Origin of the sequence: Paracoccus albicereus, from assembly GCF_024359525.1 — a bacterium.
GTDB classification, from domain to species: Bacteria; Pseudomonadota; Alphaproteobacteria; order Rhodobacterales; family Rhodobacteraceae; genus Paracoccus; species Paracoccus albicereus.
In genome coordinates this window covers 1-26,361 of sequence record NZ_JAKZEU010000007.1, presented here as the reverse complement: position 1 = coordinate 26,361, position 26,361 = coordinate 1, and the positions used below count along the sequence as shown (strand labels likewise).

General features: G+C 62.5%; 24 protein-coding genes. 17 read left to right on the top strand and 7 right to left on the bottom strand.

All coding sequences use genetic code 11. From position 1 onward, the window contains the following. Nucleotides 1–599 precede the first annotated feature (599 nt). From MLD63_RS16235 to MLD63_RS16220, 4 genes are all read right to left on the bottom strand, one after another. A complete protein-coding gene (locus tag MLD63_RS16235; RefSeq protein ID WP_255330975.1) occupies nucleotides 600–2,456 on the bottom strand; it encodes a DUF927 domain-containing protein in 1,857 nt (618 codons plus the stop codon). Between the two features lie 288 nt (nucleotides 2,457–2,744). Then, a complete protein-coding gene (locus MLD63_RS16230) occupies nucleotides 2,745–4,538 on the bottom strand; it encodes a relaxase/mobilization nuclease domain-containing protein (protein ID WP_255330974.1) in 1,794 nt (597 codons plus the stop codon). Continuing rightward, entirely contained in the window at nucleotides 4,507–4,875 is a 369-nt protein-coding gene (locus MLD63_RS16225; protein ID WP_255330973.1) for a plasmid mobilization protein, read from the bottom strand. Before MLD63_RS16225 ends, MLD63_RS16230 begins: the two co-directional genes overlap by 32 nt. Further along, complete coding sequence (locus MLD63_RS16220; protein ID WP_255330972.1) at nucleotides 4,868–5,215, bottom strand: hypothetical protein; 348 nt, start codon at nucleotides 5,213–5,215, stop codon at nucleotides 4,868–4,870. The genes MLD63_RS16225 and MLD63_RS16220 overlap by 8 nt, the downstream gene beginning before the upstream one ends. A 619-nt stretch (nucleotides 5,216–5,834) precedes the next feature. On the opposite strand from MLD63_RS16220, the gene MLD63_RS16215 reads away from it, so the two are divergent. Genes MLD63_RS16215 through MLD63_RS16195 form a run of 5 tightly spaced genes read left to right on the top strand, consistent with a single transcriptional unit; the run spans nucleotide 5,835 to nucleotide 11,186 of the window. Further along, nucleotides 5,835–7,685: a TonB-dependent receptor domain-containing protein gene (locus MLD63_RS16215; protein WP_255330971.1), complete on the top strand. Its 1,851-nt coding sequence runs from the start codon at nucleotides 5,835–5,837 to the stop codon at nucleotides 7,683–7,685. A gap of 23 nt (nucleotides 7,686–7,708) precedes the next feature. After that, nucleotides 7,709–8,611 carry an ABC transporter substrate-binding protein gene (locus tag MLD63_RS16210; protein WP_255330970.1) on the top strand — a complete coding sequence of 301 codons (903 nt, stop codon included), beginning with the start codon at nucleotides 7,709–7,711 and terminating at the stop codon, nucleotides 8,609–8,611. Next, on the top strand, nucleotides 8,608–9,681 hold the full coding sequence (locus tag MLD63_RS16205; RefSeq protein ID WP_255330969.1) for a FecCD family ABC transporter permease: 1,074 nt from the start codon (nucleotides 8,608–8,610) through the stop codon (nucleotides 9,679–9,681). Before MLD63_RS16210 ends, MLD63_RS16205 begins: the two co-directional genes overlap by 4 nt. Continuing rightward, complete coding sequence (locus tag MLD63_RS16200) at nucleotides 9,678–10,433, top strand: heme ABC transporter ATP-binding protein (protein ID WP_255330968.1); 756 nt, start codon at nucleotides 9,678–9,680, stop codon at nucleotides 10,431–10,433. Before MLD63_RS16205 ends, MLD63_RS16200 begins: the two co-directional genes overlap by 4 nt. Nucleotides 10,434–10,442: 9 nt before the next feature. Beyond that, nucleotides 10,443–11,186, top strand: coding sequence for a siderophore-interacting protein (locus MLD63_RS16195; RefSeq protein WP_255330967.1), 744 nt, complete (start codon nucleotides 10,443–10,445; stop codon nucleotides 11,184–11,186). Nucleotides 11,187–11,231: 45 nt separating this feature from the next. On the opposite strand, the gene MLD63_RS16190 is transcribed toward MLD63_RS16195, so the two are convergent. Both MLD63_RS16190 and MLD63_RS16185 read right to left on the bottom strand, forming a co-directional pair. Further along, entirely contained in the window at nucleotides 11,232–12,560 is a 1,329-nt protein-coding gene (locus MLD63_RS16190) for an ATP-binding protein (RefSeq protein WP_255330966.1), read from the bottom strand. Then, nucleotides 12,560–13,228 (bottom strand): response regulator, encoded by a 669-nt coding sequence (locus MLD63_RS16185; protein ID WP_255330965.1) that lies wholly within the window; start codon nucleotides 13,226–13,228, stop codon nucleotides 12,560–12,562. The genes MLD63_RS16190 and MLD63_RS16185 overlap by 1 nt, the downstream gene beginning before the upstream one ends. A gap of 90 nt (nucleotides 13,229–13,318) precedes the next feature. Here MLD63_RS16185 and dsbD point away from each other — a divergent pair, with 90 nt between their 5' ends. The 12 genes from dsbD (at nucleotide 13,319) to MLD63_RS16125 (ending at nucleotide 26,203) form a co-directional block, all read left to right on the top strand. Then, entirely contained in the window at nucleotides 13,319–15,166 is a 1,848-nt protein-coding gene (gene dsbD, locus MLD63_RS16180; protein ID WP_255330964.1) for a protein-disulfide reductase DsbD, read from the top strand. Beyond that, nucleotides 15,166–15,981, top strand: coding sequence for a TlpA disulfide reductase family protein (locus MLD63_RS16175; RefSeq protein ID WP_255330963.1), 816 nt, complete (start codon nucleotides 15,166–15,168; stop codon nucleotides 15,979–15,981). Before dsbD ends, MLD63_RS16175 begins: the two co-directional genes overlap by 1 nt. Further along, nucleotides 15,978–16,775 (top strand): L,D-transpeptidase, encoded by a 798-nt coding sequence (locus MLD63_RS16170; RefSeq protein ID WP_255330962.1) that lies wholly within the window; start codon nucleotides 15,978–15,980, stop codon nucleotides 16,773–16,775. Before MLD63_RS16175 ends, MLD63_RS16170 begins: the two co-directional genes overlap by 4 nt. Further along, nucleotides 16,772–17,398, top strand: coding sequence for a DsbA family protein (locus MLD63_RS16165; RefSeq protein WP_255330961.1), 627 nt, complete (start codon nucleotides 16,772–16,774; stop codon nucleotides 17,396–17,398). The genes MLD63_RS16170 and MLD63_RS16165 overlap by 4 nt, the downstream gene beginning before the upstream one ends. 79 nt (nucleotides 17,399–17,477) lie before the next feature. After that, nucleotides 17,478–18,029, top strand: a complete 552-nt coding sequence (locus MLD63_RS16160; RefSeq protein ID WP_255330960.1) for a L,D-transpeptidase — start codon at nucleotides 17,478–17,480, stop codon at nucleotides 18,027–18,029. A gap of 67 nt (nucleotides 18,030–18,096) precedes the next feature. Then, nucleotides 18,097–18,468, top strand: a complete 372-nt coding sequence (locus tag MLD63_RS16155; RefSeq protein ID WP_255330959.1) for a metallophosphoesterase family protein — start codon at nucleotides 18,097–18,099, stop codon at nucleotides 18,466–18,468. A gap of 241 nt (nucleotides 18,469–18,709) precedes the next feature. Continuing rightward, nucleotides 18,710–19,534, top strand: a complete 825-nt coding sequence (locus MLD63_RS16150; protein WP_255330958.1) for a 5'-nucleotidase C-terminal domain-containing protein — start codon at nucleotides 18,710–18,712, stop codon at nucleotides 19,532–19,534. 108 nt (nucleotides 19,535–19,642) lie between these two features. Beyond that, nucleotides 19,643–21,199: a cbb3-type cytochrome c oxidase subunit I gene (locus MLD63_RS16145; RefSeq protein WP_255330957.1), complete on the top strand. Its 1,557-nt coding sequence runs from the start codon at nucleotides 19,643–19,645 to the stop codon at nucleotides 21,197–21,199. Next, complete coding sequence (locus MLD63_RS16140) at nucleotides 21,196–21,843, top strand: cbb3-type cytochrome c oxidase subunit II (protein ID WP_255330956.1); 648 nt, start codon at nucleotides 21,196–21,198, stop codon at nucleotides 21,841–21,843. The genes MLD63_RS16145 and MLD63_RS16140 overlap by 4 nt, the downstream gene beginning before the upstream one ends. Next, on the top strand, nucleotides 21,843–23,087 hold the full coding sequence (locus MLD63_RS16135) for a c-type cytochrome (protein ID WP_255330955.1): 1,245 nt from the start codon (nucleotides 21,843–21,845) through the stop codon (nucleotides 23,085–23,087). The genes MLD63_RS16140 and MLD63_RS16135 overlap by 1 nt, the downstream gene beginning before the upstream one ends. Then, the gene (locus tag MLD63_RS16130; protein WP_255330954.1) at nucleotides 23,077–24,120 is read left to right on the top strand and encodes a c-type cytochrome; all 1,044 of its coding nucleotides are present in this window, start codon (nucleotides 23,077–23,079) and stop codon (nucleotides 24,118–24,120) included. Before MLD63_RS16135 ends, MLD63_RS16130 begins: the two co-directional genes overlap by 11 nt. A 4-nt stretch (nucleotides 24,121–24,124) precedes the next feature. Beyond that, on the top strand, nucleotides 24,125–26,203 hold the full coding sequence (locus MLD63_RS16125) for a heavy metal translocating P-type ATPase (RefSeq protein ID WP_255330952.1): 2,079 nt from the start codon (nucleotides 24,125–24,127) through the stop codon (nucleotides 26,201–26,203). Between the two features lie 20 nt (nucleotides 26,204–26,223). Here the strand turns inward: MLD63_RS16125 and MLD63_RS16120 are convergent, their stop codons facing one another. After that, nucleotides 26,224–26,340: a DUF2474 family protein gene (locus tag MLD63_RS16120; RefSeq protein ID WP_255330777.1), complete on the bottom strand. Its 117-nt coding sequence runs from the start codon at nucleotides 26,338–26,340 to the stop codon at nucleotides 26,224–26,226. Between the last annotated feature and the right edge of the window lie 21 nt (nucleotides 26,341–26,361).

The following is a 26,361-nucleotide window of genomic DNA, read 5'->3' as shown; positions in this document are numbered from 1 at the left end:
GCTGCGCCGCACTGCCGCAAGTCGGCTCTCCGCCCTTTCTGGCCCTTCGCACCGTCCGCCTGCTGGTGCCAAGTCTCGCGCCAAATCCGTCGCTGGTCCGAAGGGGGCTGCAGGGACACGATGCGCTGAAGATGTGGAATGGATAGCTATCACTCCGGGCGCGCGCGTTGCGATGCTCCGCTTTGAAGACGGAGATTTCCGGAGGCTCAGGGCCGCTCTTTAAACAGATCGTCTCCGCACATGCCGCTGATCCGCGAAAGGTCTCCGATGATCTGCGGGCGCTGGCGTCAGGCGTATAGAACGTGTCATGGGGATGGTCAAAATGCGATCGAAGTTCCTTGTCTGCTTGCCGATTCTATCGGCCTGAAACCCGGAGCCTCGTGGTCCCACATATTCTGTGGATATGGCCGGAGGATCGTGATCCGCGAGGGTCGACGAGAGACACGTGCGGCACGCTGACAGAGCAGGGCTATCGGACGTTTCGACGGCGTTCAGGCAGCTGGGGAAGCATCCTCACCGTCAGCAGCGTCTGCGGAGGGATGTCGCTAACCGGTTGGACCGGTCGGACTGTTGGACCGAAAGTGACTAACCCGCGCTCCTTAGTCTTTCGCAAGCTCATCGCTGTCAAGGCGGTAGCAGCGGGGTCTGCCCCGCACCTTGCTCGCGGGCATCCTGGACTGGAGGGATCGCTTCTCACCGCCAGGCTTCAGGATGTCAGCCTCGGCCAGGTTGGACCAGAGCGTGTCGGCATCGTCGAGCTCTTCTTCAACCGGCTGCTTGAGCAGATAGATGTTGTTCTCGTCCTTCCAGCCGACGGCGTCGGGCGGAATGTCGATTGCCTCATTGAGGTCGAGATCGGCGATCCGCTCCGCATTGCGGTCGATGTAGTCGCGAATCATGCCCACCGAGTGCTCGATGTCCCCGTTGATCGCGTCGAGGCGATTGTGCGCGCGTGAAGCGAGCTCCAGCGCCGCATCTCGCGCGGTTCCGGTGGGCCAGGGGAGCAGGCCGAAGCGGATTGCCAGCTCGCCGGCATACGCCACCAACGCGAAACGCTCTGCGACCGCGGGCTGACGGCCGAGGGAAGCTGCCATGGACGGGTGGTCCTGGATGTCACGGGTAAGGGCCGGCATGCGATCAGCGAGATCCGCGCGAAGTTCGGGCACATCCTCGACGAGCCGCTCGAGAAACGCGCCGAGCAGATGTCCATGATGACACTGCGTGGCCTCGTCCAGGCGCCGGGCGAAAGTGCGTCCGTCCCCTGATCCGTGCAGATCCGCGACAAGCCCGTGCGGTGCGTGATCGGCGGGAATATCGATGAGCCGTGTCGCCAACGCGGAGGGAACGTCTTTCTTCTTGCGCGCGAGACTGCGGCTGAGGGGCAGTTCGGATGCCGAGAGCAGCACGCGGCGCCAGCGCTGGCCGCCGTCAGGATCCTGATCCGCGAGGATACGGCCAGACGCGGCGTCATCCCCGATCGCCAGCAAGGCCTTCAGAAGCTTTGCATCGGCATCGCGCGGAAACGCGTCCAATGTGAGAAGGCCGTCCTGGGACGCTGCACTGAGCCGATGCAGGCCGGACGCTGCTGCCGCCCAGGGCATGAGGCGTTTGGGCGGACCCGAGCAACTCAACGCGAGGCGCAACATCAGCGACTTTCCCGACGATGACGGACCGTAGAGGTTGAAGCCAGCGGTCTCAATGCCACCCCATCTCAGGAGCGGACCGGCCAGCGCCGAGGAGATCGCGAAGACCAGCGCCAGATTGCCAATCGCGAGTGTGGCCACCTCCCGTTGCCAGCCGTCCAGACTGCCGGCCGGTTGCATCCGCGGCCCGATCGGTTGCGCGTGCACGACGGCGTCGATGTTCGGTTCAGCAGGCTGATGAACACGGCCATCGGCTTCGACGAAGCTGACATGGCCCGCAGGATCTCGAAACCAGCCTGCAGCATCGGTGCGCCAGCTATGTTCGGTGTTGCGCCACCGCTTCAAGACGGTTGCCACACTCGATCGACCGGCGTGGAAGACAAGTCCCGTGTCCAGAAGATGCGCGAAACCGGGTCCCCGACCAGAGAGAAGATCTCCCTTCAAAATGATCGTGCGCTTCCTAGTGTCATCAGCATCAAGATATTCGACTTCGGTGGCCCATCCGGACCGGTCGCAGCGGCGCGCTTCGCTGACGACCCGGATCGGTCCGCAGATCGGGTCGGGGGGTGTATTCTCATGGAAGATCGTGCGGCTTTCTTCGTGGAAGAAATATCTCTGCGGCAGGCCGCGTTCGATCTTGTCGAAGAACTCCGTCAGATCCTGCGCCTCGGACTCTGCCTGCCGACCAGCAGTCTTCGTGGTCTGATGACGCTTCTCAGCGGAGCTCCGCTTAGGGAGCAGACTGGCGATGTCCGCGCAGCAGGGCGTGTGGTTCTCAGGGGACTCTTCGGCAGCGGGGTTCTGGCTCATCATATACGTCTCCGGTCGCGCCAGCTGGGCTGACGCGGGATATGGGGTTCGGATGTCCCGGACTTCTTTCCGATCTGAGGTTATTCTAGTGTCGGAGCTCGTGAGCGTCCCGCAGCTGCGGGCAGGTTCCTGTGGATATCGCCGCTCTCAGGACGGCTTTTCCGTCGATTTCTGTGCCGAGGAGCAGGCTCAGGCCTCCCGGCGGGTTATATCGTGCCTCATCGACCTTGATCCACGAGTGTCTCCACGATGACCGGTTGCGAAATAGAAAAGGGCATACTGGTCGGGTGGTCATGCGAAGGGTGACGGACCTTCGAAACGGTCGGGCTCGTCTTGCTCCGCTCTCGGTGGATGATCTTTCGGTCTCTCGCTTGGCGTCGACAGAACGACTTGCTTGACGGACGGCAGGTGATCCTTCAGTCGCACGAAATGCGCCGACGACGTCGGTGACGCCTCCACGACCGCCGCGTTGCGTCTGCCGATCTGGTTCTCGATCTGGGCCAGCTGGCGCCGTGTCGGCCACGGCGACGCGATAATCACAAGATCGTCGGGACGCTGAAGCGATATCGTCAATCCAAGTGCGGCATCCGCGACAATAAGGCAGGTCTCGGCATCGAGCTTGCCGATCTTTGCCAGGCCCAGTCGGCTCGATGGTCTGACCGTGACAATACCCTGTCCCGGCCGTTCTCTCACGACAGCGTAGCCCAGAATATCTTCATGTGGGCCGAGTCGCGGCATGATCGCTGCGCCACTGCTGAGCGCGCGAAACTGAGCTGACAGATCCTCCGCGTCCGGCTCGCGCCGCCGCCCATCGTTGTCTCGGATGCCGCCAAACCAGATCTGGCGCATGAGCGTGTGATCGAGGCGTGGTTCGGACAGCGAGAAGCCATCACTCCGTGCCTTCGCCATTCGTGTTGCCTGAGGATAGCGTGACGCCCCTTGCTGCGTCGGATCGCTCAATCCATCCGCGCGCAGGTATGCGTCGTTTCGCAACACGGGCAGGGGGATAGTCCGACACAATCGCACCAACTCGTCTCGTTGCTCCTTCTTCAGAGCCTCGCGGAATGCCGACTGGACCAGCCGCGGCCATCCTTGCAACGCGGAGCCGATCCGCACACGCGCCTCCCGATGTCGAGCGGTGAGGCGGGCGACAACATCACGGCGCGCCCGGCGATCCTGGTCATAGGCCTCTCTCGCCGCCGATCGTCTCCCGTGAGCAGCGTCAGCGCGATGCGGGCCGGGGATGAATCGCCCCAACCGCCGCACCATCCGGTCGAACGAGAACGCGCTGCCGAAATGGCTGGCCGGCATCGTGTCAGCGCTGCTGATCTCTATGATCCGCGCACCCGATCCGTGCCTCACGTAGCGCAAGCCGAGCCGCATGAGCCCTGCATGCAGCTGAAGCCAACCTGCCGCCGTCTCCATGGCGGCACGCGCGGCGCGGCGCACTTCGGTCGACATCCGATCGCGCAGCGGTCTGCGTCCCGAGCGACGCGCGGCCCCGCGCCCGCCACGCGGATCGGGCCGCAGACCGGCTTCGCGCGCCGTTCGCTTCGCATCCCAGTGGGCTTGCGGCTTTGGCACCAGCCGGACTTCACCGTCGACGATCGCCTGATCGAAGCGCCCGCGATCCGGCGGCCAGCCGAGCCGGCGCTCGATACGCCTGCAGGCCAGCTCGAGTCGAGCATAATCCTGGCGCATCGACAGCGTCTTGCCAGTGATCGGATGGACGAGGTTCAGCACGATATGCGCGTGCACGTTCAGTCTATCACGGTGGATCGCGATGACATGCTGGTGCCGGGCGGCGCCCATCTCGTGCATCGCCATCCGCGCGGCGGCGATGATCTCGGCGTCGCGAGGGTTCTCCCCATCTCCCCAGGTCAGGACGATATGCGCGGACGGGTCGCGCAGCGCGGGGTTCAGCCCGGCGGTGAACGCCATTTGAGCTGCGGCCTCGTGCCAGTCGCCTGCCAGGTTCGCGGTGACAATCTTGCAGCCCTTCTCGCAGCAGTATCCGACGCGCTGCGTGAAGATTGTCTTCGCGGTCAGCCCGTCACGCTTTGTCTTGATGACCTTGGCGAGCATCGTCGTCCCCCAGAAGCTTTCTCTGCCAAATCGCGATCATCTGCGCCTGCTTGCGCAAACGTGCGGCGCCTGCCCGGTTCGAGCGGGACAGGATTGGGTCGACCTCCTTGAGCCAGCCGCCGATCTGACCGAGCAGGCCGACGATCTGCCTGACGCGCGGCGAGGGCTCTGCCGGGGTCAGCGCGACGGCGCGCATGAACGACGCCGCCGTCTCGTGGCCGTGCAAAGCGGCGTGCCGCTCGATGCGGGCGCGCTCCTCAGGCGTCACCCTCACCTTGATCTCACGGGACCTGCGCCGCGTCTCCGAGCGCAGCTGGCCGTCGCCCGCTTCAGCCATCGAAACCACGCAACGGCGCGGCGGCATCTGCTGCTGCACTTTCGCAGCCGATGCCGCTGTCGATCTGCAGAGGCGCCGCCGCAGTCACGGTCGCGCCGGGCTTGCCGCGACGCTTGACTGTCTTCGCCGGAGTCGACTTCGCCACCTCGCGCAGATAGCCGCGCAGCGTCGCCGGCTTGATCTCGATGCCGTGCTCCGCGAGCATCATCGCGATATCCTCGACGGAATAGCCGAGCGCCCCGCGGGCATGCAGGATCTCGGCGGCCAGCGCGGTCACCGTCTCGCGGTTGGTGAAGGTCGTCTTCTCTTTCGGCGGCAGCGCGGACAGCGTCGCGCGCATGCGGTCGAGCGTTTCCTTGTCGATCGGGTTAGTGGGTTTCGGCATGTCGGTCTCCAGTTCAAGATGTCCGACAGGAAAATTATCCACGCTCCGTGAAAATCCCAAAGCTTATTGATCGATATCCACATCTCCGTGGCAGATGCGAAACCTGTGGATTGTGATCTGCCGCTGCACGGACACCGCGGTTTGGGCGACGCTCTTTCTGCAGGGTATGGCGACGGGGGAGCCGTCGCGGCGGAGCAGAGACGCGGTGTGGTGAGAGGCGTGTTGTTTTGTCCGACAGCGCGAGTTTCGTCTGGTTGTCGCTGATGTCCGACCAAGCGAAATCCTGACAAGTTAAATCGGACTTGTGCGGCTGCTCAATTTTGCCTATCCGGGGTCTAGCGCGAGTGCGCTTGTCCAGCGGGACAATGCATCCGCCGCCAGGAATTACGTTCCCAGCCACAAATCTCCGACGACGGTGCCGATCTGAGGCATCACGACGATTTTTTGGGAACGCTCGATCATGACCTGTCAAACCGCTCTCACACTCCCGGTGATCTCCATCGCTGGTGCGTTGCTCAATGGCGTCGCTGCCGCGCAGGAGGTTGGCGATGTTCCAATTACGCTGGATCCTATCGTGATCACGGCCTCCGGCTTTGCCCAGCAGATAGCCGATGCGCCCGCGACCGTCACGGTGATTGACGCAGCCGATCTGGAAGGGCGCAGTTACTCGAATATCACGGACGTGCTTCAGGACACGCCGGGCCTTTCGATCGAGAACAGCGGCAAGACGAACGCGCCCACCATCACCATGCGCGGTTTGGGTGAAGCCTACGTGCTGCTCCTTGTCGATGGCAAACCGCTGGGCGCAACTGAAGAGGCATTCTATAACGGTTGGGGTTCAGGACAGAAAACCGCGTTGTTGCCGCCTGCGGCAGCCATCGAACGGATCGAAATCATTCGCGGTCCTATGTCCTCTCTTTATGGCTCGGCGGCTTCGGGTGGGGTGATCAACGTCATCACGAAGCCAGTCGCCGACTTCTGGACCGGCAGCATGACCGTCGAAGGGGCGTTACCCGAAGATGGTGCAACAGGCGCGTCAAGCCAAGGTCGCTTCTACCTTTCCGGACCGCTGATCGAAGATGTGTTGGGACTGTCATTGACTGGTTCTGTCTATGATCGGGACGCAGACGACATACTCAACGGATATCCTGAGACGCTGCGCAAGACGCTTGGCGCTCGACTGAACTGGAACATTTCGGACGCACAGGATCTTGCCTTCGAGATGAACCGAGTTGACCAAGAATACGAGAACTCGGTCGAAACCACTGGCGCCGATGGTCAGGTGTCCAGCGAGAATACCAGCTACGGCTTGAACCATCGCCTATCCTGGGGCGAGGGATACGAGACACGCTCGTTTGCGACGCACGAGGTCATCGATATCCTGAACGACGATCTGGTGTCATCCTACAGCATGACCAATCTCAACAGTCGGACGACGATGGTTTTCGGCGATCACCATGTGGTTCTAGGCTTCGACTACCGCGAAGAACAGACAGATCATGACCGGGCGCGGTTCTTGGGTTCCGTCAATTCCGATCTGAGGCGCTGGCACTATGCGCTGTTCGCGGAAGACGAGTGGGCCATCACTGAGGATTTCGCGCTGACCATCGGCGGACGGTTGGACCGCAATGAGAACTACGGCACCAACTTCACTCCACGCATCTACGGCGTCTATCACCTCAATGACGCGCTTACATTGAAGGGTGGTATCAGCGCCGGCTACAAGGTTCCTGCGCTGAAACAGGCAGACAGCAATATTGTCGAGCCCGCCGGTCGCGGCGCAGGTTGGGATAGGGGAAATACGGACCTTCAGCCCGAGGAAAGCACCAATTATGAACTGGGCCTTATCTGGGATGGCTCGCGGGGCATTCAGGTCGGTGCGACGGTCTACCACACAAAATTCGACAACAAGATCGACCGCGAATTCATTTGTGAATCTCCGGGCGAGACCCCGATCTGCTTCTACAATGGCGAAGCTCGCCAGTGGATCCGGGAATACGTGAACCGTGACAGTGCAGAACTGAATGGTCTTGAACTGACGCTGGACGCCCCGCTTGCCGAAAATTTCGATATCAGCGCCAACTATACTTGGCAGGACAGCGAAATCACGAGCGGCGAGGGAGCGGGCGATCCGCTGAATTATCTCCCACGCCACATGCTGAACCTACGGTTGGATTGGCAGGCTACGGACCAGGCCACGATCTGGAGCAGTGCCCGTTACAAAAGCGAGACGCAGGAAGGCGTCGAGACGGAAGCGACGCCGGGATACACGCTGGTCGATCTAGGCACCACTTACCGGTTTAACGATCGGGTTCAGGGCTTCGCCCAGATCGAGAACGTCTTTGACCGACAGGTCGAGAGCGAGGCCTTCGGCAAGGTTCTTGACGGACGCACGCTGCGCCTCGGGCTTGAGACGACGTTCTAAGCAGTCACCCACTGGAGACGAAGATGATGCGCCAAATATTCGCAGCGATCGCCATGATTCAGACTGTAGGTGTTGCTCACGCCCAGCCGGTCGATCTTTCTGACGCGCCCGCCTATCCTGATCTCTATCAGCCGGAGCTGGGGGACGGCCGGACTCCGCGCGACCTGGTTCTTCTCGGTGCCGATCTGGTCGAGATTGCGGTCGCGCTCGGGGCTGCTGACCGGATCCTGGCGCGTCCTCATGCGGTCGATCTTGAGGGGATTGAGGATACTCCCAATCTGCTGAGGGAACGTGCGGGGGTCGAAGGAGTGGTGGCGCTGCGGCCCGGCGTCGTCGTCGGATCCAGCGTCATCTACGAAACGCTGCTGGCAGGGTTGGACGACTTAGGCATCGAGACGCTGATGATCGACCGCAGCCTTCCTGCTGTCGAAAAGGTCGAACGAATGGCTGAACTTCTCAAAGTTGAGGATCGCGGAGAGCGACTGATCGCTGCTATCGAAAATGACTACGCAACAGTGGAACCGGTTCTGGCTGACGGAGAGCCGCTGCGCATCCTTCACGCATCGAAACAGGGGGCGGGGGGCAATTTTTCGGCGGGTGGGTCGGGAACGGCGGTTCACAATCTGATCGAACGTGTCGGTGCCCAGAATGCCGCCGCCGAAATCGGCATGGACAGATACCGTTCCGTTACCCCCGAGGGAATTTTGACGATGGCACCTGATGTGGTGATCATTTCCCAAGCGGAGCTGGACGCTTTCGGCGACCCGCAAGGTCTGTGGGACGACTATCCTGGACTTGCGCTGACACCCGCAGGCCAGAACCAGCGGTTGATCGTGATGAGAGAACTGCATGTTCGTGCCGATGCCGCCTCAAGCGGGATTGCCGCGGCAGCTTTGTCGGCAGCATTGCAGGATATGTTCAAGTGAGCGTCTCGCCCGAAATGGTGGTTGCGCCACCACCAAAGCCAGTCGATCGATCCGCGCTGATCGCTGTCGGTCTCTCGCTGCTGTTCGTGGTCGTGCTGCTAGCGACCGTCGCGATCGGTGCTGTTTCGCTGAGCCTGTCCGAAGTGCTTTCGGCGCTTATGTCGCGCATTTCGGATGTCGAACTGGACCGTGACCAGGTGCTGAACTCCGCCGTTGTCTGGGATTTACGTCTGGCGCGCAGTGTCACCGCGATCATCGTCGGCGCCAGCCTCGCCACCTGCGGGGCGGCGATGCAGGGGCTGTTCGGAAATCCGTTGGCTGATCCTGGCATCGTTGGTGTCTCGTCGGGCGCATCGCTTGGGGCGATCGCGGTGGTGGTTCTGCAGATCTCCGCGTTTGGAATATGGACGCTGCCCGTAGGCGCCTTCGTCGCCGGTGTGGGCACAACTTTCCTCATTTACGGCTTGGCCAGACCCGGACGCGAGGGCACAGACAGCTCTCGACTGCTTCTGGTTGGGATCGCGGTCAATGCCATCGGCGGCGCTTTCGCCGGTTATCTGACCTATCTCGCGACGGCCGAGCAGTTGCAGAGCCTGACATTCTGGTCGATGGGGTCGCTATCAAGCGCGAAATGGCTGACCGTGGGCATCACTGTCGGTCCCGCTGTGATAGGGATCGCCTTGCTCATGATATGGGCGCGCCCGCTAGACTTGCTGGCGCTAGGGGAAAGGCAGGCTAGACATCTGGGCGTCGACGTCCGCAGCTTGCGGCGCAAACTGATCTTCGTGACAGCCCTGCTGGTCGCCGCAGCTGTGTCCTTCAACGGCACCATCGGCTTCGTTGGTCTCGTTGTGCCGCATATTTTCCGCCTTCTGATCGGTCCGGGTCATCGGCAGCTGATCCCATTTTCGGCACTCGGCGGCGGGTTGCTCGTGATGATGGCCGATCTTGCCGCCCGCACGATGGATCCGCCGAATGAAGTGCCCATTGGAGTCATAATGGGATCGCTAGGCGGGCCGTTCTTCCTGTGGATGATCTGGCGCGGCCGCACGGGGCGGGCAGACGCATGATCGAGGCTCAGGACATCACGTTGCGGATCGGCGGCAAGTCTCTGCTGGATCGCGTCAGCTTGACCTGCCGGCCCGGCACGGTAACTGCGCTTGTCGGCCCCAACGGCGCGGGCAAATCGACCCTGCTTTCCGTCATCGCTGGCGATCTCATGCCTGATAAGGGTCATGTCAGGCTGAACGGCAAACTGATGAGTGACTTGAAGGTGCACGATCTAGCGCAGTTGCGAGCCGTTTTTCCGCAAGGCTCCGCGATACGCTTCGCCTATCCCGTGCGTGAAGTGGTTAGCATGGGCCGCGCGTTTCGTGATCTGTCACCGGATGGCGACGATCGCGCGATAGACGCGGCTATGAGCCAAGCCGAAATCATGCACTTGTCATGGCGAGATGCGCAGACTCTATCGGGCGGCGAACAGGCCAGAACCACCTTCGCCCGCGTGCTGGCGCAGGATTGTTCGATAGTGCTGCTGGACGAGCCGACCGCTCCCTTGGATCTCCGCCATCAGGAGAGGGTGCTTCAGGCCTCCGTCGACCTAGCCCGACGGGGCGTGACAGTGCTGGCGGTGCTGCACGACCTGAACCTTGCGGCTGCCCATGCGGATCGGATCGTCTTGATGAGAAACGCGGGCATCGCTGCCGAAGGCTCGCCGTCCGAGGTGCTGACCGAAGCACGTATCGAGGAAGTCTATCGCCAGCAAGTCTGTGTCATCACCCATCCCAAACGCGGCTGTCCAGTCGTGCTGACAACTGCCTGAGGAAAACCCATGGATGCAAAGACACCCCCCGACGCTAACCCGGTCCGGCGTAAGCCCGAGCTACCGGTGCTGGACTTGAGGGTCGAGGCAGTCGAAGATCTCCATCCTGGCTTGCGGCGTCTGATCTTCTCTTGCAAGGGCGGCCTTCCGCCTTACAAGCCAGGTCAAGATCTGGTCTTCATGCTGCCGACCGGTGATGGAGAGTTCGGCCGCAGACATTACACGATCCGCAACCAGTTGCCGGATGGACGCTTTTCAGTCGATTTTGTCTTACACGGTGCGACGCCTGGACCCCAATTCGCACTTGCCGCACAGCCCGGAACATTGGTGCAGGCACGCGGACCGCGCGGACGCACCAGCCTTCGCACAGATACGCACAATCATCTTTTCATGGGTGATGAAACCGGGATGCCTGCGATCCTGCACATGCTTGAAACGCTGCCTGAAGGAATGCGGGCATCAGCAGTGATCGAAGTTCCGAGTGCGGAGTGGCAGCATGCACCAAGGGTTTGTGGCGATTGCAAAATAGAGTGGCTTCACCGTAACGGACGCCCCGCACCCAGCGATTTGCTGACTCGTCATCTCGATGGCGCAAATCCGCAGCTTGGCGATGCAACCGCCTATCTGCTGACCGAGACGGGCGTCGTTCGACAGCTGCGTCACAGGCTCTTGGAGCTTGGGCTGTCAAAAACGCGAATCGTAGCGGAGGGTTACTGGCGCCCTGGGCGTATGGGCGGCCACGATCACATCTAGCAGACCATCGATGATCGCAACCAATTCGCGGAAAGCTTCCTGCCATTATACGGGCAACGCAACCTCAACAGTTTGACCCTTATCATAAGTCGGAAACGTCAATGAGCCGTGCAATCGAATCACCGCTGCGGCGGCGATGGACAGGCCAAGCCCGCTTCCCTGAAACGGGGTCGCCCGGCCCCGGAAGAAGCGATCGGTCACGCGGGGCAAATCGTCCGGATGAATCCCCGGCCCCTCGTCTGTCACTTGTATGATAACCTCACCCTCGTCCTGCCAGGCGGCCAACCGGACTTTGCTGTTCTGCGGCGACGCGAGGATCGCATTCTCTGCGATATTCCGCAGCGCTGCAAACAGCAAAAAGCGGTTAGTCGCTAAGCTCAGTTCTGCGGAGATATCGCACGATAATTGCACTGCGCGGGCTTGGGCAGGTTGACGAAGCGACGCCGCAATCTCGACGCAGAGATCTGACAGATCAAACCGTTCGGGCGGGTTTTCATCTCCCTCGACAGTCGCGAGGTCCAGAAGCTGGCGGACCATTCGATCCGTCCGGTCGACCGACAACTCGATCGCAGTCAGAGCCTTGGCTCGCGCATCGTCGTCGCGGGCCTGCCGAGCGATCTGAGCCTGCATGCGAAGGCCGGCGAGCGGCGTTTTCAACTCATGAGCCGCAAAGGCGGTGAAGTCGCGCTCGGTTCTGCGCACCCTTTCCAGCTGCGAGAACAAACTGTTGAGCGCGCGCCGGATGGGGCGAATTTCGCGGGGTGCCTTGCCGGCGGGTAAGGGACTAAGATCGGACGGGCTTCGTGCGCGAAGCGCCGTCTCCAGCCGCTCCAGCGGGGCCAGGCCACGACCGACGCTAATCCATATCAGCACGGCCAGCAGTGGCAGGATGACCAACGCGGGCCACAGAAGGCCAGCCACCACATCATAGACAAGGTTATCACGGACGGACACGCGATCGCCAACCATGACGGTCACCCCCAAATCGTCGTTTCGCACCGAATAGACGCGCCATTCCTCTCCGTCGATCTGGGAGCTTGCAAAACCCTCGCGCCCCGCCAGCCGCGATGACGGCGCACCCGAAGATGCGCCGATCAGGTCGCCGCGGAGCGACCAGATCTGACAGGACAATTGTCGCGAATAGTCGCCGCTGGCCGGCATGGTGATCGTCGCTGGCCGGCTGGCAGCATCCCCGACCTCAATCCGGTGATCAGAGATCAGCGAACTGACCATGTTGGCGGACTCCGAAAGGCGGGCGTCTAGCACCTTCTCGACCTGCGCCCGCGTCGATCCCTCAATCCACAAGACGGCCGACAACCAGACAAGGCCGGTCGACAGCGCAAGGATCAGGAAGAGGCGCAGCTTGATCGACATCAGGTGCCATCCTCACCGGCCAGACGATAGCCCAACCCGCGAACGGTGCGGATGAAGTCGCGCCCAAGCTTCGCCCGCAGATTGTGGATATGGACCTCGACCGTGTTGCTTTCGACCTCTTCCTGCCAGCCATAAAGACGCTCCTCCAGCTGCGATTTCGACAGGATATGGCCGGGATGTTCGATCAGCGCGTGCAGGATGGCAAACTCCCGACGCGAAAAATTCAACAGTCGGTCTTGCAGCCGGCCTGTTTGCGCGGCGGGGTCGAGGCTGAGTCCGTTCCAGGCGATCAGACCGGCAGCGCGCCCTTCATGCCGGCGCAGCATCGCGCGCAGTCGAGCGCTCAGTTCATCAAGATCGAACGGCTTGCCCAGATAATCGTCGGCGCCAGCATCCAGGCCCAAGACACGATCGCGCACTCGGTCGCGCGCGGTCAGCAGCAGAACCGGAATTCGGTCACCGCGGCTGCGCAATTCGGTCAGCAGATCCAGGCCGGAACCGTCGGGCAGCATGATGTCCAGAACGACGCCGCCGAAGTCCCCAGTCTGCAATGCCTCGCTGGCATCGGCCAGCGTCGTCACCGGATCGGTGGTAAATCCGGCCATGCCCAAGCCAACGCAGAGCCCGTCGGACAGGACGGGGTCATCTTCGACGATCAGCAGTCGCATCGATCGGGACCTTCGTTTTAGGCACGCTCACGCTTTCGTCGGTCCAGCTTAAGCCCGGCTTAAGGCAGCGTCTCTAGCAGGCGTGTCATGATGACGAGATTGTTCAGGTTCCTCCGCGTCGCGCTGCTGGTTAGTCTTGGCCTGTTCGGGCATTTCATGGGGATTGCGAATGCCGCATCGCCGCCTTTGCAACCCGAGGAAGCCTTTGCGCTGAGCGTCACCCCGTCGGATGACGGCTCGCAAGTCCTGTCATGGCAGATCGCCGAAGGTTATTACCTCTATCGCGGCAGGTTTCTTGCCGAAAAGCCGGACGCGACGGCAATCCCGATGGCCCTGCCGGACGGAGAACGCCACGACGACCCATATTTTGGGTCCGAGGAGATCTATCGCAGCGGCGTGACGGCGACGATATCGGCGCAGGATGAGCCTATCACGCTGACGTGGCAGGGATGCCAGCAGGACGGGATCTGCTACGCGCCCCAGATGGCACGCCTGGATGTCGATGGCACGGTCTCACCGTTGCCCATGGGCGGCGAGCCGTCCACTGAGGGTGCTGTCAGCGCCTTCAGCGAGGCTGATGGGGCCGCATGGTCGCCAGGCGGCGAGAAGCATTACAGCGATCCCGCAGCGGCCGATCTGACATTGGCGCAGAACGACGGCCTGATCGAAGGGCTGGCCCTGCGCGGCGGGAATGCCCTTGTGATCGCAGGCTTCTTGGGCTTCGGCCTGCTGCTGTCCTTCACGCCTTGCGTGTTGCCGATGGTGCCGATCGTCGCGGGCATGCTGGCCGGTCAGGGCGAACCTCTGACCGCGCGGCGTGGCCTGGTCCTGACCGGTGCCTATGTTCTGGCGATGGCATCGGCCTTCGGCGCGCTTGGCGTCGCGGCAGCGTGGTCGGGGGCCAATCTGCAGGTGGCGCTGCAATCGCCATGGGCGCTTAGCGTCGTGGCGATCCTGTTCGTCGCGCTCGCCCTGTCGATGTTCGGTCTTTACGAGCTGCAGATGCCTGCCGGATTGCAGCGCAGGTTGGGACAGGTCGGCGGGCGGCGCGGATCGGTCACGGGTGCTGCGGGTCTGGGGTTCACCTCGGCGCTGATCGTGGGGCCGTGCGTGACCGCGCCGCTGGCCGGGGCGTTGATCTATATCGCGCAGACGGGCGACGTCATGCTGGGTGCGGCGGCCCTGTTTGCCCTGGGTCTGGGACAGGGCCTGCCACTGTTGGCGGTGGGGGCGTTCGGTCCGCAGATCCTGCCCAGGAGCGGCATCTGGATGGAGCGCGTCAAGCAGGTCTTCGGCGTCATCTTCCTGGCTTTCGCGGTCTGGTTGGCAGGGCGCGTGCTGCCCGGACCCGTAACGCTGGCCTTGTGGGCGACTTTGCTGGTTGCCGCGGGTGTTTTCCTTGGCGCGATGGATCGGTTGGAACGTGGGTCGTCCGTCCGGGTCCGCTTCTCTGCTGCCCTTGGGGTTCTGCTGGCCTTCACCGGCATCATGCAGGGCGTCGGCGCCGCACTCGGCGCAGATGATCCGCTACGCCCTCTGGCGCCTCTCGCCGGCCGGAGTGTCCCGGTCGCAGACGCCGCCGAGGCCAGCTTTGCCAGCGTGACCACCAGCGGCGAACTGGATCAGGCGCTCGCCTCAGCCGAAGGACGACCGGCGCTCGTCTATGTTACCGCAGATTGGTGCGTGACCTGCCGCACCATTGAACGCGGGGCGCTTTCCGATCCGGCGGTAATGGCCGCACTGGACGGACTGGCGCCGATCAAGGTCGATGTCAGCGAGTTCAACGCCGAGGCGCAGGCCCTGATGGGCCGCCTCGCTGCCGCCGGTCCGCCTACGATGGTATTCCTCGACGCTGCCCGCGCAGAGGCGCCTGCCAGCCGGCTGATCGGCGATGTCGAAGCCGAGGACATGCTGGCCTCGATCGACAAGGTGCGGTGATGAACGCTGTCTCTATCGGACCGCTGGCCTTCGATGGTGCGCGCCTTGCGGCGATCGCGGCGATCCTTCTGTTCCTGACGACGGTCGAGATCACCGCACGCGTGCAGGGAAGACCCGCTGCTCATGCGGCGCGGTGGGCGGGTTATGCATTGCTGGCCTGGATCATTGGCGCGCGGATCGGGTTCGTGCTGGGCAACTGGGATGATTTCGCAACCCACCCGCTGGACGCGCTGAAGCTTTGGCAAGGAGGGTTCGCGCCGCGTGCCGGCTGGGCTGCTGGCGTCGCCGTCTTCCTGATTGCACTTTTGCGCGGGCGCACGAGTGTTCTGAAGCCGCTGGTCTTCGGCGCTACGCTGGCCGGGATGACGCATCTGGCGATCGGCATCGCATTGCCACGCCCTGCGGTCACGATGCCCGCTATGGATCTTCTGACCATGAATGGGGGCACCGAGCAGCTGGCTGGTCGCAACAAGCCCGTAGTCCTGAATCTGTGGGCGACTTGGTGTCCACCCTGCCGCCGTGAAATGCCGATGATGGTCGAATTGGCAGCAGCCTCCCCGGATGTCGATTTCATCTTTGCCAATCAGGGCGAAAGCCAACAGCAGGTGTTGACCTTCCTGATGGCCGAGGAGTTGCCCGTCGATGGCATGCTGCGGGATCCCCGCCAGCGCCTGATGGGTGAGCTTCGCGCCGTCGGCCTTCCCTCAACCCTGGTTTTCGACGCCGATGGCGAACTGATTGCGGCCCAGACCGGCGAGGTCTCGCGAGCGTCGCTGAACGACATGATCCAGAAAGCACTGAAGGAATTACGATGAAATGGACCCGAGCCGCTCTGGCCATGACAGCGATTCTGTCGCTGACGGCCTGCGCAACGCAGGAGGTGCCGCCAGATCCGGTGCCGGAAGCTCCACAGCAACCCGCGATCAGCGCCGAGACGGCGGCCAAATACGGCGCGCTGAACGACAACGGCCACCATATCGACGCGGTGCCGACGCAGTTCTTGTCCGACGACAAGGCCAGGCAGACGGTAAACTACTGGACCGAGGAGGCGCCGGGGACGATCATCGTCGATCCCTACGCGCGCTATCTCTACCACGTCCTGAAGAACGACAAGGCGGTGCGCTACACCGTTGCCGTCGGCGCGGCCGGATACGGCTTCACCGGCGAGGCGCATATTCCCTATCAGCGCGACTGGCCCAGTTGGATGCCGACCGACAACATGCTCGCCACCAATCCCGAGCTCTACGGTCCTGTCGCCGATGGGGTCGAGGGTGGTCTGGACAACCCCTTGGGTGCCCGTGCCCTCTATCTGCATAACAATCAGGGCGACACGTTCTATCGCATTCATGGTACGATGGATCCGTCCTCGATCGGTCAGGCAACTTCGGCCGGCTGCATCAGGCTGTTCAACCAGGACATCATCCACCTGGCCGAACAGACCGACAGCATGACGAAGGTGATCGTCCTGACAGAGCAGGAATCGGGCAAGGGGACCGTCCCGCCTGGTCAGGTTCCGCCGATCATAGAAGAAGCCGCATCATCGCCCGCTTCGCCGCCGGGCGCGACTGCCGTATCCAATCCCGCGCTAACCGAAGGAGACAACACATGAACATTCATCGACGCATGATTCTCGGTGCAGGTGCCAGCGCGGGGCTGGCACTCTTTGCCGGAGGCGCCATGACCCTTCGCGCCCGCGCCGACGAGATGACCGTCGACGACGTTCTTCACGATCCCGACGGACCAGTCATGGGCAATCCCGACGGAGACGTGACGATCGTCGAGTATTTCGATTACCAATGCCCGTTCTGCAAGAAGAACCATCCGACGCTGACCGAGGTGGTTGAACAGGACGGAAATGTGCGTCTGGTCATGAAGGACTGGCCGATCTTCGGCGCGCCTTCGGTCTATGCCAGCCAGCTGGTGCTGGGGACCGTGGAGACCGGGAATTATCACGATGCCAACACGGCGCTGATGGCGACCGAGGCCAAGCTCAGCAACGACCAGATCGACGAGGTGCTGGGCGACGCAGGAATCGACGTCGCGGCGGCGCAGGCCGCCTATCGCGGTAACCGCGACACGTGGGACGGCTTTCTGGCGCGGAACGCCTCGCAGGCCGCCCAGCTGGGCCTTCGCGGGACGCCCGCTTTTATCATCGGCCGCACGATCTATCCCGGCGCACTGGACGCCACGACGCTGCGTAGTGCGATCTCGGAAGCGCGCGGTGCGTCTTAAGCCGGGCTTAAGCCTGGCCCGGCACAGACGCGATGCGGGGCCGATACCGGGCCCGCATCATGAGAAAAGGAGCAGTTTAATGAGCGACATCAACCGTCGCCGCGCCCTCGGGCTGGGCATCGTCGCCGCAGGTCTGGCTATGCCTTCGCTTTTGCGAGCGCAAACCGGGCCCACACGCAACACCAGCAGCTTCACGATGCAGCACTGGCGGGACCATTTCGAGACGCTGGGAAAGGGCGCGATCGTCGCCGACACGACGTCCCGCGCGCTGCATTTCTGGAATGCTGACGATACGATCTATCGCAGCTATCCGACCTCGGTGCCAATCTCGGATGAGCTGACCAAGCGCGGTTATACTGAAATCGTCCGCAAGAAAGAGGGCCCGAGCTGGACCCCGACGCCATCGCAACTCGAACGCTTTCCGGATTGGAAGCCGGTTGGTCCGGGACCGGACAATCCCCTTGGCACTCACGCGATGTATCTTGGTTGGCCAGCCTACCTGATCCACGGCACCCATGACACGCGCAAGATCGGGCGTCTTTCATCGGATGGGTGCATCGGGCTCTACAACGAAAAGATCGAAGAGCTATTCGGCCTCTGTCCGATCGGCACGCAAGTGCGTGTGATCTGAGGCCGGATCGAGGCCGGCGGGGTGCTTGCCTGTCACCCTGCCGGCCAGACCCAAGAGGACGTGAGATGTGACCTGCCTGACCCTGATCCAGTTGAATGATAGCCATGGGTATCTCGAGCCTCATCCGGAATTGTTCTGGGAGGCGAACGGCCCTGTTCTGCGGCAAATGGGCGGCTTCGCACGGATCGCTGGGGTTCTTGCCGCTGCGCGTGCTGAAAAGCCCGGCGGGGTGCTTGCCTTCGACAATGGCGACACTTTTCATGGCACCCCGGCGCTTGTCAGAAGTCGGGGGGAATGCGCCCTACCAGTTCTGAACGCCTTGGGACTGTCGGCCATGACTGGTCACTGGGATTTTGCTTACGGGCCCGCAGGCGGCACGGTTGTCGGAGATGCTGAACTATCCGCTTCTTGCAGCCAACTGCCATCCGATAACGGCTGACACGCCACGCTTTGCCGCGACGCAAATCCTTTAAGCCGCCGGCTGCCGCGTTGGTGTCATCGGGTTGGCCGCGACGATCCTCGACAAGACCATGCCGCCGAAATTCTCCGAAGGTCTGCAATTTACCGACGGGATAGACGAGACGCGCGAACATGCGGCCCGTCTTCGGGGCGCGGGATGCGATCTGATTGTCGTGTTGTCGCATCTGGGCCTGCCGCAGGATGCTGCCTTGGCGTCATCGGTGGACGGGCTGGACGTCATTCTGTCCGGTCATACTCATAACCGGCTCGACCGGCCCTGGTTCGTCAATGGTGCGCTGCTGATCCAATCCGGTTGCCACGGCAGTTTTCTGGGCCGTCTGGATCTTGATCTGGCGGGCAGGCAGATCACGGCTCACCGGCACGCGCTAATCGCAATCGACGACAGTCTTCCAAGCGATCCGGTTGTTGATGCATTGGTCCAGAACGCCGTGGCGGAGACCTCACATTTGCATAACGACATCGTCGGTCACAGCGCCGAATTGCTGCACCGCATGACCTGTCTCGACGCGCCAATGGACGATGTTCTGCTGGATGCGATCGCTGCGGCATCAGAAACCCAAATCGCCTTCTCGAATGGGTGGCGCTATGGGGCGCCGATCCCCCCGGGCCCGGTGACGGCGCATGATCTGGCATGCATCGTTCCCACAGACCCGCCCATCGAGACGGTGCATCTGACAGGCGCGGAAATCGTGGAGATGATGGAGCAAAACCTCGAAGCCACGTTCTGCGCTGACCCCTTTGGTCAACGCGGCGGTTACGTGAAGCGATTTCGCGGTCTTACGCTGAACGTCAAACTGGAAAATCCCCCCATGCGGAGGATCGAGATGGCGTTCGGACCTGACGGTGGCCTGCTGGATCAGGACGCCTCCTATCGGTGCGCCTTCATCACGATGCAGGGTGTGCCGCAGCGCTTCGGCGAGGATCGGAGTCAAGTTGGCGTCAGCGCGACCGAGGCTTTGCGCCTGTGGTTTGTTGGCTTCGACCGCGCAAACCCGGAGATGCTGGGACGCTTGCGGGTCGTCTAACGAAATGCGGTCGCGCAAGGCAACCTTAAGGTTGGCTTAAGCTTCCGGGCCGTAAGCAAAGCAGATATTCATATGTGACGATTCGTTCTTGAGAACGGGAGGTTGGCGATGCCCATCACGCTGGGGCTGCTGCTGGCGCTTAGCTTTGTTGTGTCACTGTTGGCGCTTGCCTTCTTGATCTGGGCAATCTCCAACCGGCAGATCACCATTGACCAGCACGACGCGGAAACAGTGTTCGAGCCCGGAGAAGAGCGCGGCGATGCTGGCGAGGAAACCCAGCTCCATAAGTTCGACCCGGTGCAGGCCGGCATCGACCAGATTTCGTCGCGGCCGGTCCTGGTCCTCATCACAGCGGCAACACTCTGGCTTGTGGCAGGGTCGTTCTTCGGTCTCATCGCGTCGCTCAAGCTTCACTGGCCGGATTGGCTGGATTTCGCGGCGCCCCTGACCTTTGGACGGATGCGCACGCTGCATCTGAACTTGGTCGTTTATGGGTGGCTCTCGCAGGCGGGCGTGGCGTCGGTCGTGTGGATCATCCCGCGCATCTTTCATACGCCGCTGCGCCGTCCCAAACCGGTTCTCTGGGGGGCCTCGCTGTGGAACATCGGCGTCACCTTAGGGGCACTGGCCATCGCGCGCGGCTGGACCGACGGCGAGGAATGGCTGGAGATCCCCTGGCAGGTCGACATTCTTCTGGCCGCCGGTGGGGCCTGTTTCATAGCACCGCTGATCCAGACCGCGCGGGCTCGGCAGGTCCATCACATCTATGTCTCGGGCTGGTATTTCCTGGCTGCGATCCTGTGGTTCCCTGTCCTTTTCGTGGTCGCCAACCTGCCGCTTTACGGGGGCGCGCAAGAGGCAACGATCAACTGGTGGTTCGCTCACAATGTGCTGGGTCTGTGGCTGACGCCGCTTGGCGTGGGGGCGGCCTATTACTTCATCCCGAAAATTATCGGCAAGCCGATCTACAGCTATGCCGTCTCTCTCCTGGGTTTCTGGGGCTTGGCGCTGTTCTACAGTCAGGTTGGGATCCACCACCTAATCGGAGGACCGGTGCCGACCTGGCTCGTGACGCTATCGGTCGTGCATTCAGTGATGATGTTCATTCCGGTCATCGCCGTCGCCATCAACCAGCATGTCACCGTCGCGATGAACCTGTGGGCGCTGAAAGAATCCATTCCGCTGCGCTTCATCTCGTTCGGAGCCGTTATGTACACGCTGGCATCCTTCCAAGGCTCGATCGAGGCGTTGCGGTCCGTCAACACAATCACCCATTTCACTCAATATACCGTCGGCCACGCGCACCTGGGGGCCTATGCCTTCGTGTCGCTGGTGATGTTCGGCGCGATCTACCAGATCCTGCCACGCGCCACGGGTCGGGTCTTTCCCTGGCCGGGGTTGTTGAAGCTGCACTTCTGGCTGGTCGCCATCGGTTTCGCCATCTACTTCTTTGCGCTGTCCATCGGTGGAGTGCTCCAGGGACTGGCGATGCTGGATGCCACCCGACCATTCCGCGACAGCGTCGAGGTCGTGCTGCCCTACCTTCAGGCTAGGAGTGTCGGCGGGGCGTTGATGACGCTGGGACATCTCGTCTTCGCGCTGAACCTGTTGGGACTGGCTTTAGCCGCGAGGGGTGAATCTGCAACCACGGTGGCCGCGGAATGAATCGGTATCTTCCACTCTCGATCCTCGCCCTGGCCATCCTGGCGTTCGCAACGCTGATGCTGGTCATCGCACCGGGGATGCAGATCGACGCGCGCAGCGTTCCGGCTGGTTTGAGAGACTACACCGAAGCCCAGCAGCGCGGTCGCGACGTCTACGTCGCCATGGGTTGTGTCTATTGTCATAGCCAGCAACCCCGATCACCCGATCAGGCGCCTGATGGCGAACGCGGTTGGGGGCGTCCATCCGTGGCTTCGGATTATGTGTTCGACGCTCCGCATCAGCTCGGCACGATGCGGACCGGCCCGGACCTGCTGAACGTCGGCGCTCGCCTGCCGTCGGAGGACTGGCACCTAACTCATTTGTATCAGCCGCGCGCCATTTTCGATTGGTCGATCATGCCGGCCTATCCATTCCTGTTCGAACACAAACAGCAGGCGGAGACTGACGACACGATCGTCATCCTGCCGCCCGCTTATGCTCCCGAAGATGGTGTTGTCGTCGCCGGCCCCGATGCGCTGGATCTGGTCGCCTACCTTCAGGCCCTTGACCGGACCTATCCCACTCCGACCGACGGTCTGCGGGACGACGGCTACGCGAGCGGCCCATCCGCAGATGCTTCGTCTGTGGAAGAGGGCGACGGCTGATGTTCGGCAGAAACCGCAAACACGATCAACCTCGTCCCGATGAGAATTTCGAGCCTTACGAGGAATTCTCGGGCATACCCATGCCGGTCTACTGGATTGCCATCGCGCTGGCCATCTGGGGGGCCTTGATGCTGTATGACACCGGAAAAGACGTGACCCTCGCCCAGGATGACCGGGTCGAGGATCGCGCCGTCCAGGTCTCGGCCGATCTGGGCGAGGGGGGCAATCTGTTCGTGGCCAATTGCTCGACCTGCCATCAACCCGACGGTCAAGGGCTTCGCGGCGCGGTGCCGCCTTTGGCCGGTTCCGAGGTCCTTGGCGGCGGCCCCGACATCGTCGCCCGCATCCTTCTGCGCGGCATTGATGGGCCGATCCGGGTCCGGGGTGAAGATTTCGATGGGCATATGCCCAGCTTCGCCAGCGCGTTGAACGACGATGAAATCGCGCGGATTGCCAGCTATGTCACGCTGACATTCAGCGAAGCCGGGACGAAACTCGATCCAAGCCGCGTTGCGAAACTGCGCGATGAGCTCGCCGATGCCGGCAGCTTTGAAGGGGGCGCAGAACTGGCCAAGCTGGCCACATCGATGTCGCCGCAGCCACTCTATCCTGTGCCGAAGATGGCTGATGCGATGACCGCGACGGTGCGTGACTTGGTGTTTGTGGGTCGCGGCGATGTCTGGGCCTGTGCCAGTTGTCACGGCGATCTGGGACAGGGTGGCGAAAACACGCCGCGCCTTGCCGGACAGTCTGCCGATTATCTCGCCAAGCAACTTAACGATTTTCGAGATGGCACCCGCAATAACGAGTCCATGCAGATTGTCGCAGCCGGTCTGAGCGATGCTGAAACCGCTTCCTTAGGGACGTATTTTTCGACCTTGCGTGCTCCGAGCAACGCTAGCCCGAACCTGTCCGCCGATCTGGCGCGAGGTGAGCAGTTGGCGCTGCGCGGCGACTGGGCTCTTGGAGTGCCAGCCTGCTTTACCTGCCATGGCTCGTCCGGGTTCGGCGTCGCTCCAGATTTTCCGGCGCTGTCGGCTCAACATGCGCCCTATACGGCTACCCAGCTGGCAACCTGGGCGGGCGGGGACAGGCAGAATTCGCCACTGGGATTGATGCGGCAGATCTCACAGGCGCTGTCTTCCGAGGATCGACGTGCCGTGGCTGATTATCTGGCGTCGCTGCCGCCAGTTCCCGCCGGACAGACCGCCAGCGCAGAGGAGGCAACCTCGAATGTCAACTGATCCCAAGGCCCGCGAGGGCGACAGCAAGGGCGGCAAACACACGGCTCGCAACATCATCTTTGCCGCAGGCGGGGGTCTTGCGCTTGTGGCGCTGGGCACATTGGCTGTTGAACTGGGCCTGGCACCGACCTGGCTGACAGGCGAGCCGGTGCAAAAGACGGCGATGGCAGAGGAAACGCAGCACAACCTCTTCAATCCCCCCGATCCGGCCGACATCCCTGACGACGAATTCGGCGCTGCGGTCCAGCGCGGCATGGCGATCTTCACCAACACCGGAACGAATGCGGCGGATCACGTCGGTAATGGACTGGCGTGTTCGAATTGCCACCTCGATTCGGGTCGCCAGCCCTTGTCCGCGCCAATGTGGGCCGCTTGGGTCGCCTATCCGAAATATCGCGGCAAGAACAAGCAGATCAACACCATGGAAGATCGGGTGATGGGCTGCTTCTCCTATTCAATGAATGCTCAGGGTTCTCCCGCGGGCGGGCCTCCGCCGCATGGCGATGACATTTATCGAGATCTGGAAAGCTATTTCTATTGGCTTGCAACGGGGGCGCCGACCAACGTGAGTATGGAGGGTAGCGGCTTCGGCAAGGTCGAAAAGCCAGAGCAGGGCTATGATTTGGCGCGCGGCGAGGCGGTGTTTGCAGAGAACTGCGCCGTCTGTCACGGTCCCGACGGGCAGGGCCAGAAAGATCTGAACGGTCGGTATGTCTTTCCGCCACTCTGGGGTGCAGACAGCTACAACTGGGGCGCAGGGATGGCCCGGATCGACACGGCAGCGGCTTTCGTCAAGCACAACATGCCGCTGTCGCAACCCGGCAAGTTGACAGATCAGGAGGCTTGGGAAGTTGCGGCTTTCCTGGACAGCCACGAACGTCCCAAGGATCCGCGTCAGACCGGCAGCGTTGAAGAGGCCCGCAAGGCCCACCACGACGGGGATGAGACCTTCTATGGCAAGACGGTCGATGGCAGGCTGATCGGGGTGGGCGTGCAGGCATCCGCGGCGGCGGAGGTTCCAACGGAAGACTGATCCGATGCGCCGATTGTTCGCCATCGAGGGTCTCGCCTGTGCCGGTTGCGCGCGCGGGCTCGAACGCCGGCTTGCCGAACAGCCCGCGATCCGCTTGGCCAAGGTGCATTACCTGACGGCCTCGGCCCTGGATTGGGATGAGACCAGAACCGTCCCCGAGATCATCGCGGGTCATGTCGCGCGCGCAGGCTATCGCCTGATCGACCGTCATCGCCCCGAAGAGCTGCAGGCGATGCTGGATAAGCACCTGCGCCAACTTGGAGTCCGGCTTGCGGTGGCAGTGCTGTCGGGAATGTGGACGATGGCGCTGGCGTTTGTGCTTTACACCACGCAGCTTGCGCCAGACACCGCATGGTGGATCGCCTTGGCTTCAGGCGGGTTTGCGCTGCCGGTCATCTGGGCCGGGCGGGGCATCTTGTGGATGGGTTGGAAATCGCTTCAATTACGCGAGCCGACGATGGATCTGCTGGTGTCGTTGGGCGTCACCGGAGCACTCATGCTGTCCGCCGCTCAGCTTCTGCGAGGCGGCGTCGCGGTTTGGTTTGATGCGGCGACGATGCTGCTGACCCTTCTGCTCCTGGCCCGGCTGATTGATACGATGATCCGACGCTCGGCGCTTCGCGCCCTGAGGGCGATGCAGGGCGCGGCCCCGGAAATCGCAACGGTCGAGGCCGAGGGCCAGCGGCGACGCATGCCCGCGCATCAGGTTCCCCTCGGGTCGCGAGTCATCGTCGATGCGGGCGAGGCTGCCACCGTGGATGGGGTGATCGAAACCGGGGATAGCTGGCTGAACCGCGCAGTGTTAACCGGAGAAAGCCGGCCGATCGCCGTTCATCCTGGCGACCGGATCGAGGCCGGCTGTGTCAATCTGGACAGGCGCTTGGCGATACGCAGTGATCGTGAGCCGGGCGATCGCGAGATCGACCGACTAGGCGGGGCGATTGCACTGGAAATCGCGCGCTGCGGCGCAGAGGGAGGTATGGCCGAACGTTGGGCGGGCGTTCTTGCGCGTGCTATCCCTGCGTTGGCGATTGCAGCCACGATAGCCGTGATGTTGCGCGGGCTCGGTGCCGAGCAGGCGGTGATGACCGGACTGGCTGTTCTGGCCGGTCTCTGTCCTTGCGCGCTGGCTCTTGCCGTGCCGCTGACGCGGCTGCGCGTCTCGCAGCGCGCGGCGGGCTCTGGCGATCGCATCCGTGAACCATCGGCTTTCGAAAAGCTGGCGCATGCGCGAACCGTCATCCTCGACAAGACTGGCACACTGACGACGGGCCGGCCCCGTCTGATCGCCGCCGAGCCTGTCAGCGGCACTGGCCGGGACGATCTCCTGACGGCCGCCGCCTTTGCTGAAACGGGCCTGACCCATCCGCTGGCACGCGCCATAGTTGCGGTAGCCGGTGAACATGGGTCGGGCGGGCGCCGCGCCGACCGCTATGCCGAAGGACATGATGACATGGGCCGAACGGTGCGGGTCAAGGGATCATCCATGTCTGATGCTCGTGGGACACGTCTGACCGTCACGCGCGATGGCGACGTCCTGGGCCATCTGATCGTCGCCGACGAGCTCCTTCCGGATGCCGCTGCAACGGTTGCGTCGCTTTCCCTCATGGGTTTGTCCGTTAGGATCGCCTCGGGCGATTCGGAATCGCCCACACGTCAGGCGGCTGCGGCACTGGGGCTTCCCGACAGCAGCGTGTTCTGGCAGCAGACCCCGCGCCAGAAAGCGGAGCTGATCCGCAAAGAGGGTGCTGGAACGGTATTCGTCGGCGACGGCGTCAATGATTCCCCTGCACTGGCGGCCAGTGACTGTGGGATCGCCGTGGCAGGTGCGCATGCGGCCGCCAGGCAGACCGCGGATGTGGTGATTGGCGACCATGGGCTTGCGGCGCTGCCGCGATTGATCCGATTGTCACGGCGCGCGGCTAGGACCAGCCGTCAGAATCTGATCTTGGCAGTGGTCTACAATGCCGCGCTGCTCCCCGTGTTGCTGACAGGACATTTTACGCCAGACCTCGCGGCACTGGCGATGGCCGCTAGCTCGCTTTCGGTGATGGCGAATGCGCTTCGGGTCGGGGCTCGTTGAGTCGGCGCGACGCGGCGCGTTCAGGCGATCCACATGCGCAGGATCAGGGCGACGGTGCCGACCGCCGCGACACCGGCCAGCCACAGCAGGCCGAACCAGCCCAGCCGGCGGAGCCAGGTCTTGGGCCGCTTCGCCATCAGTGATAGCCGGTGTCGGCG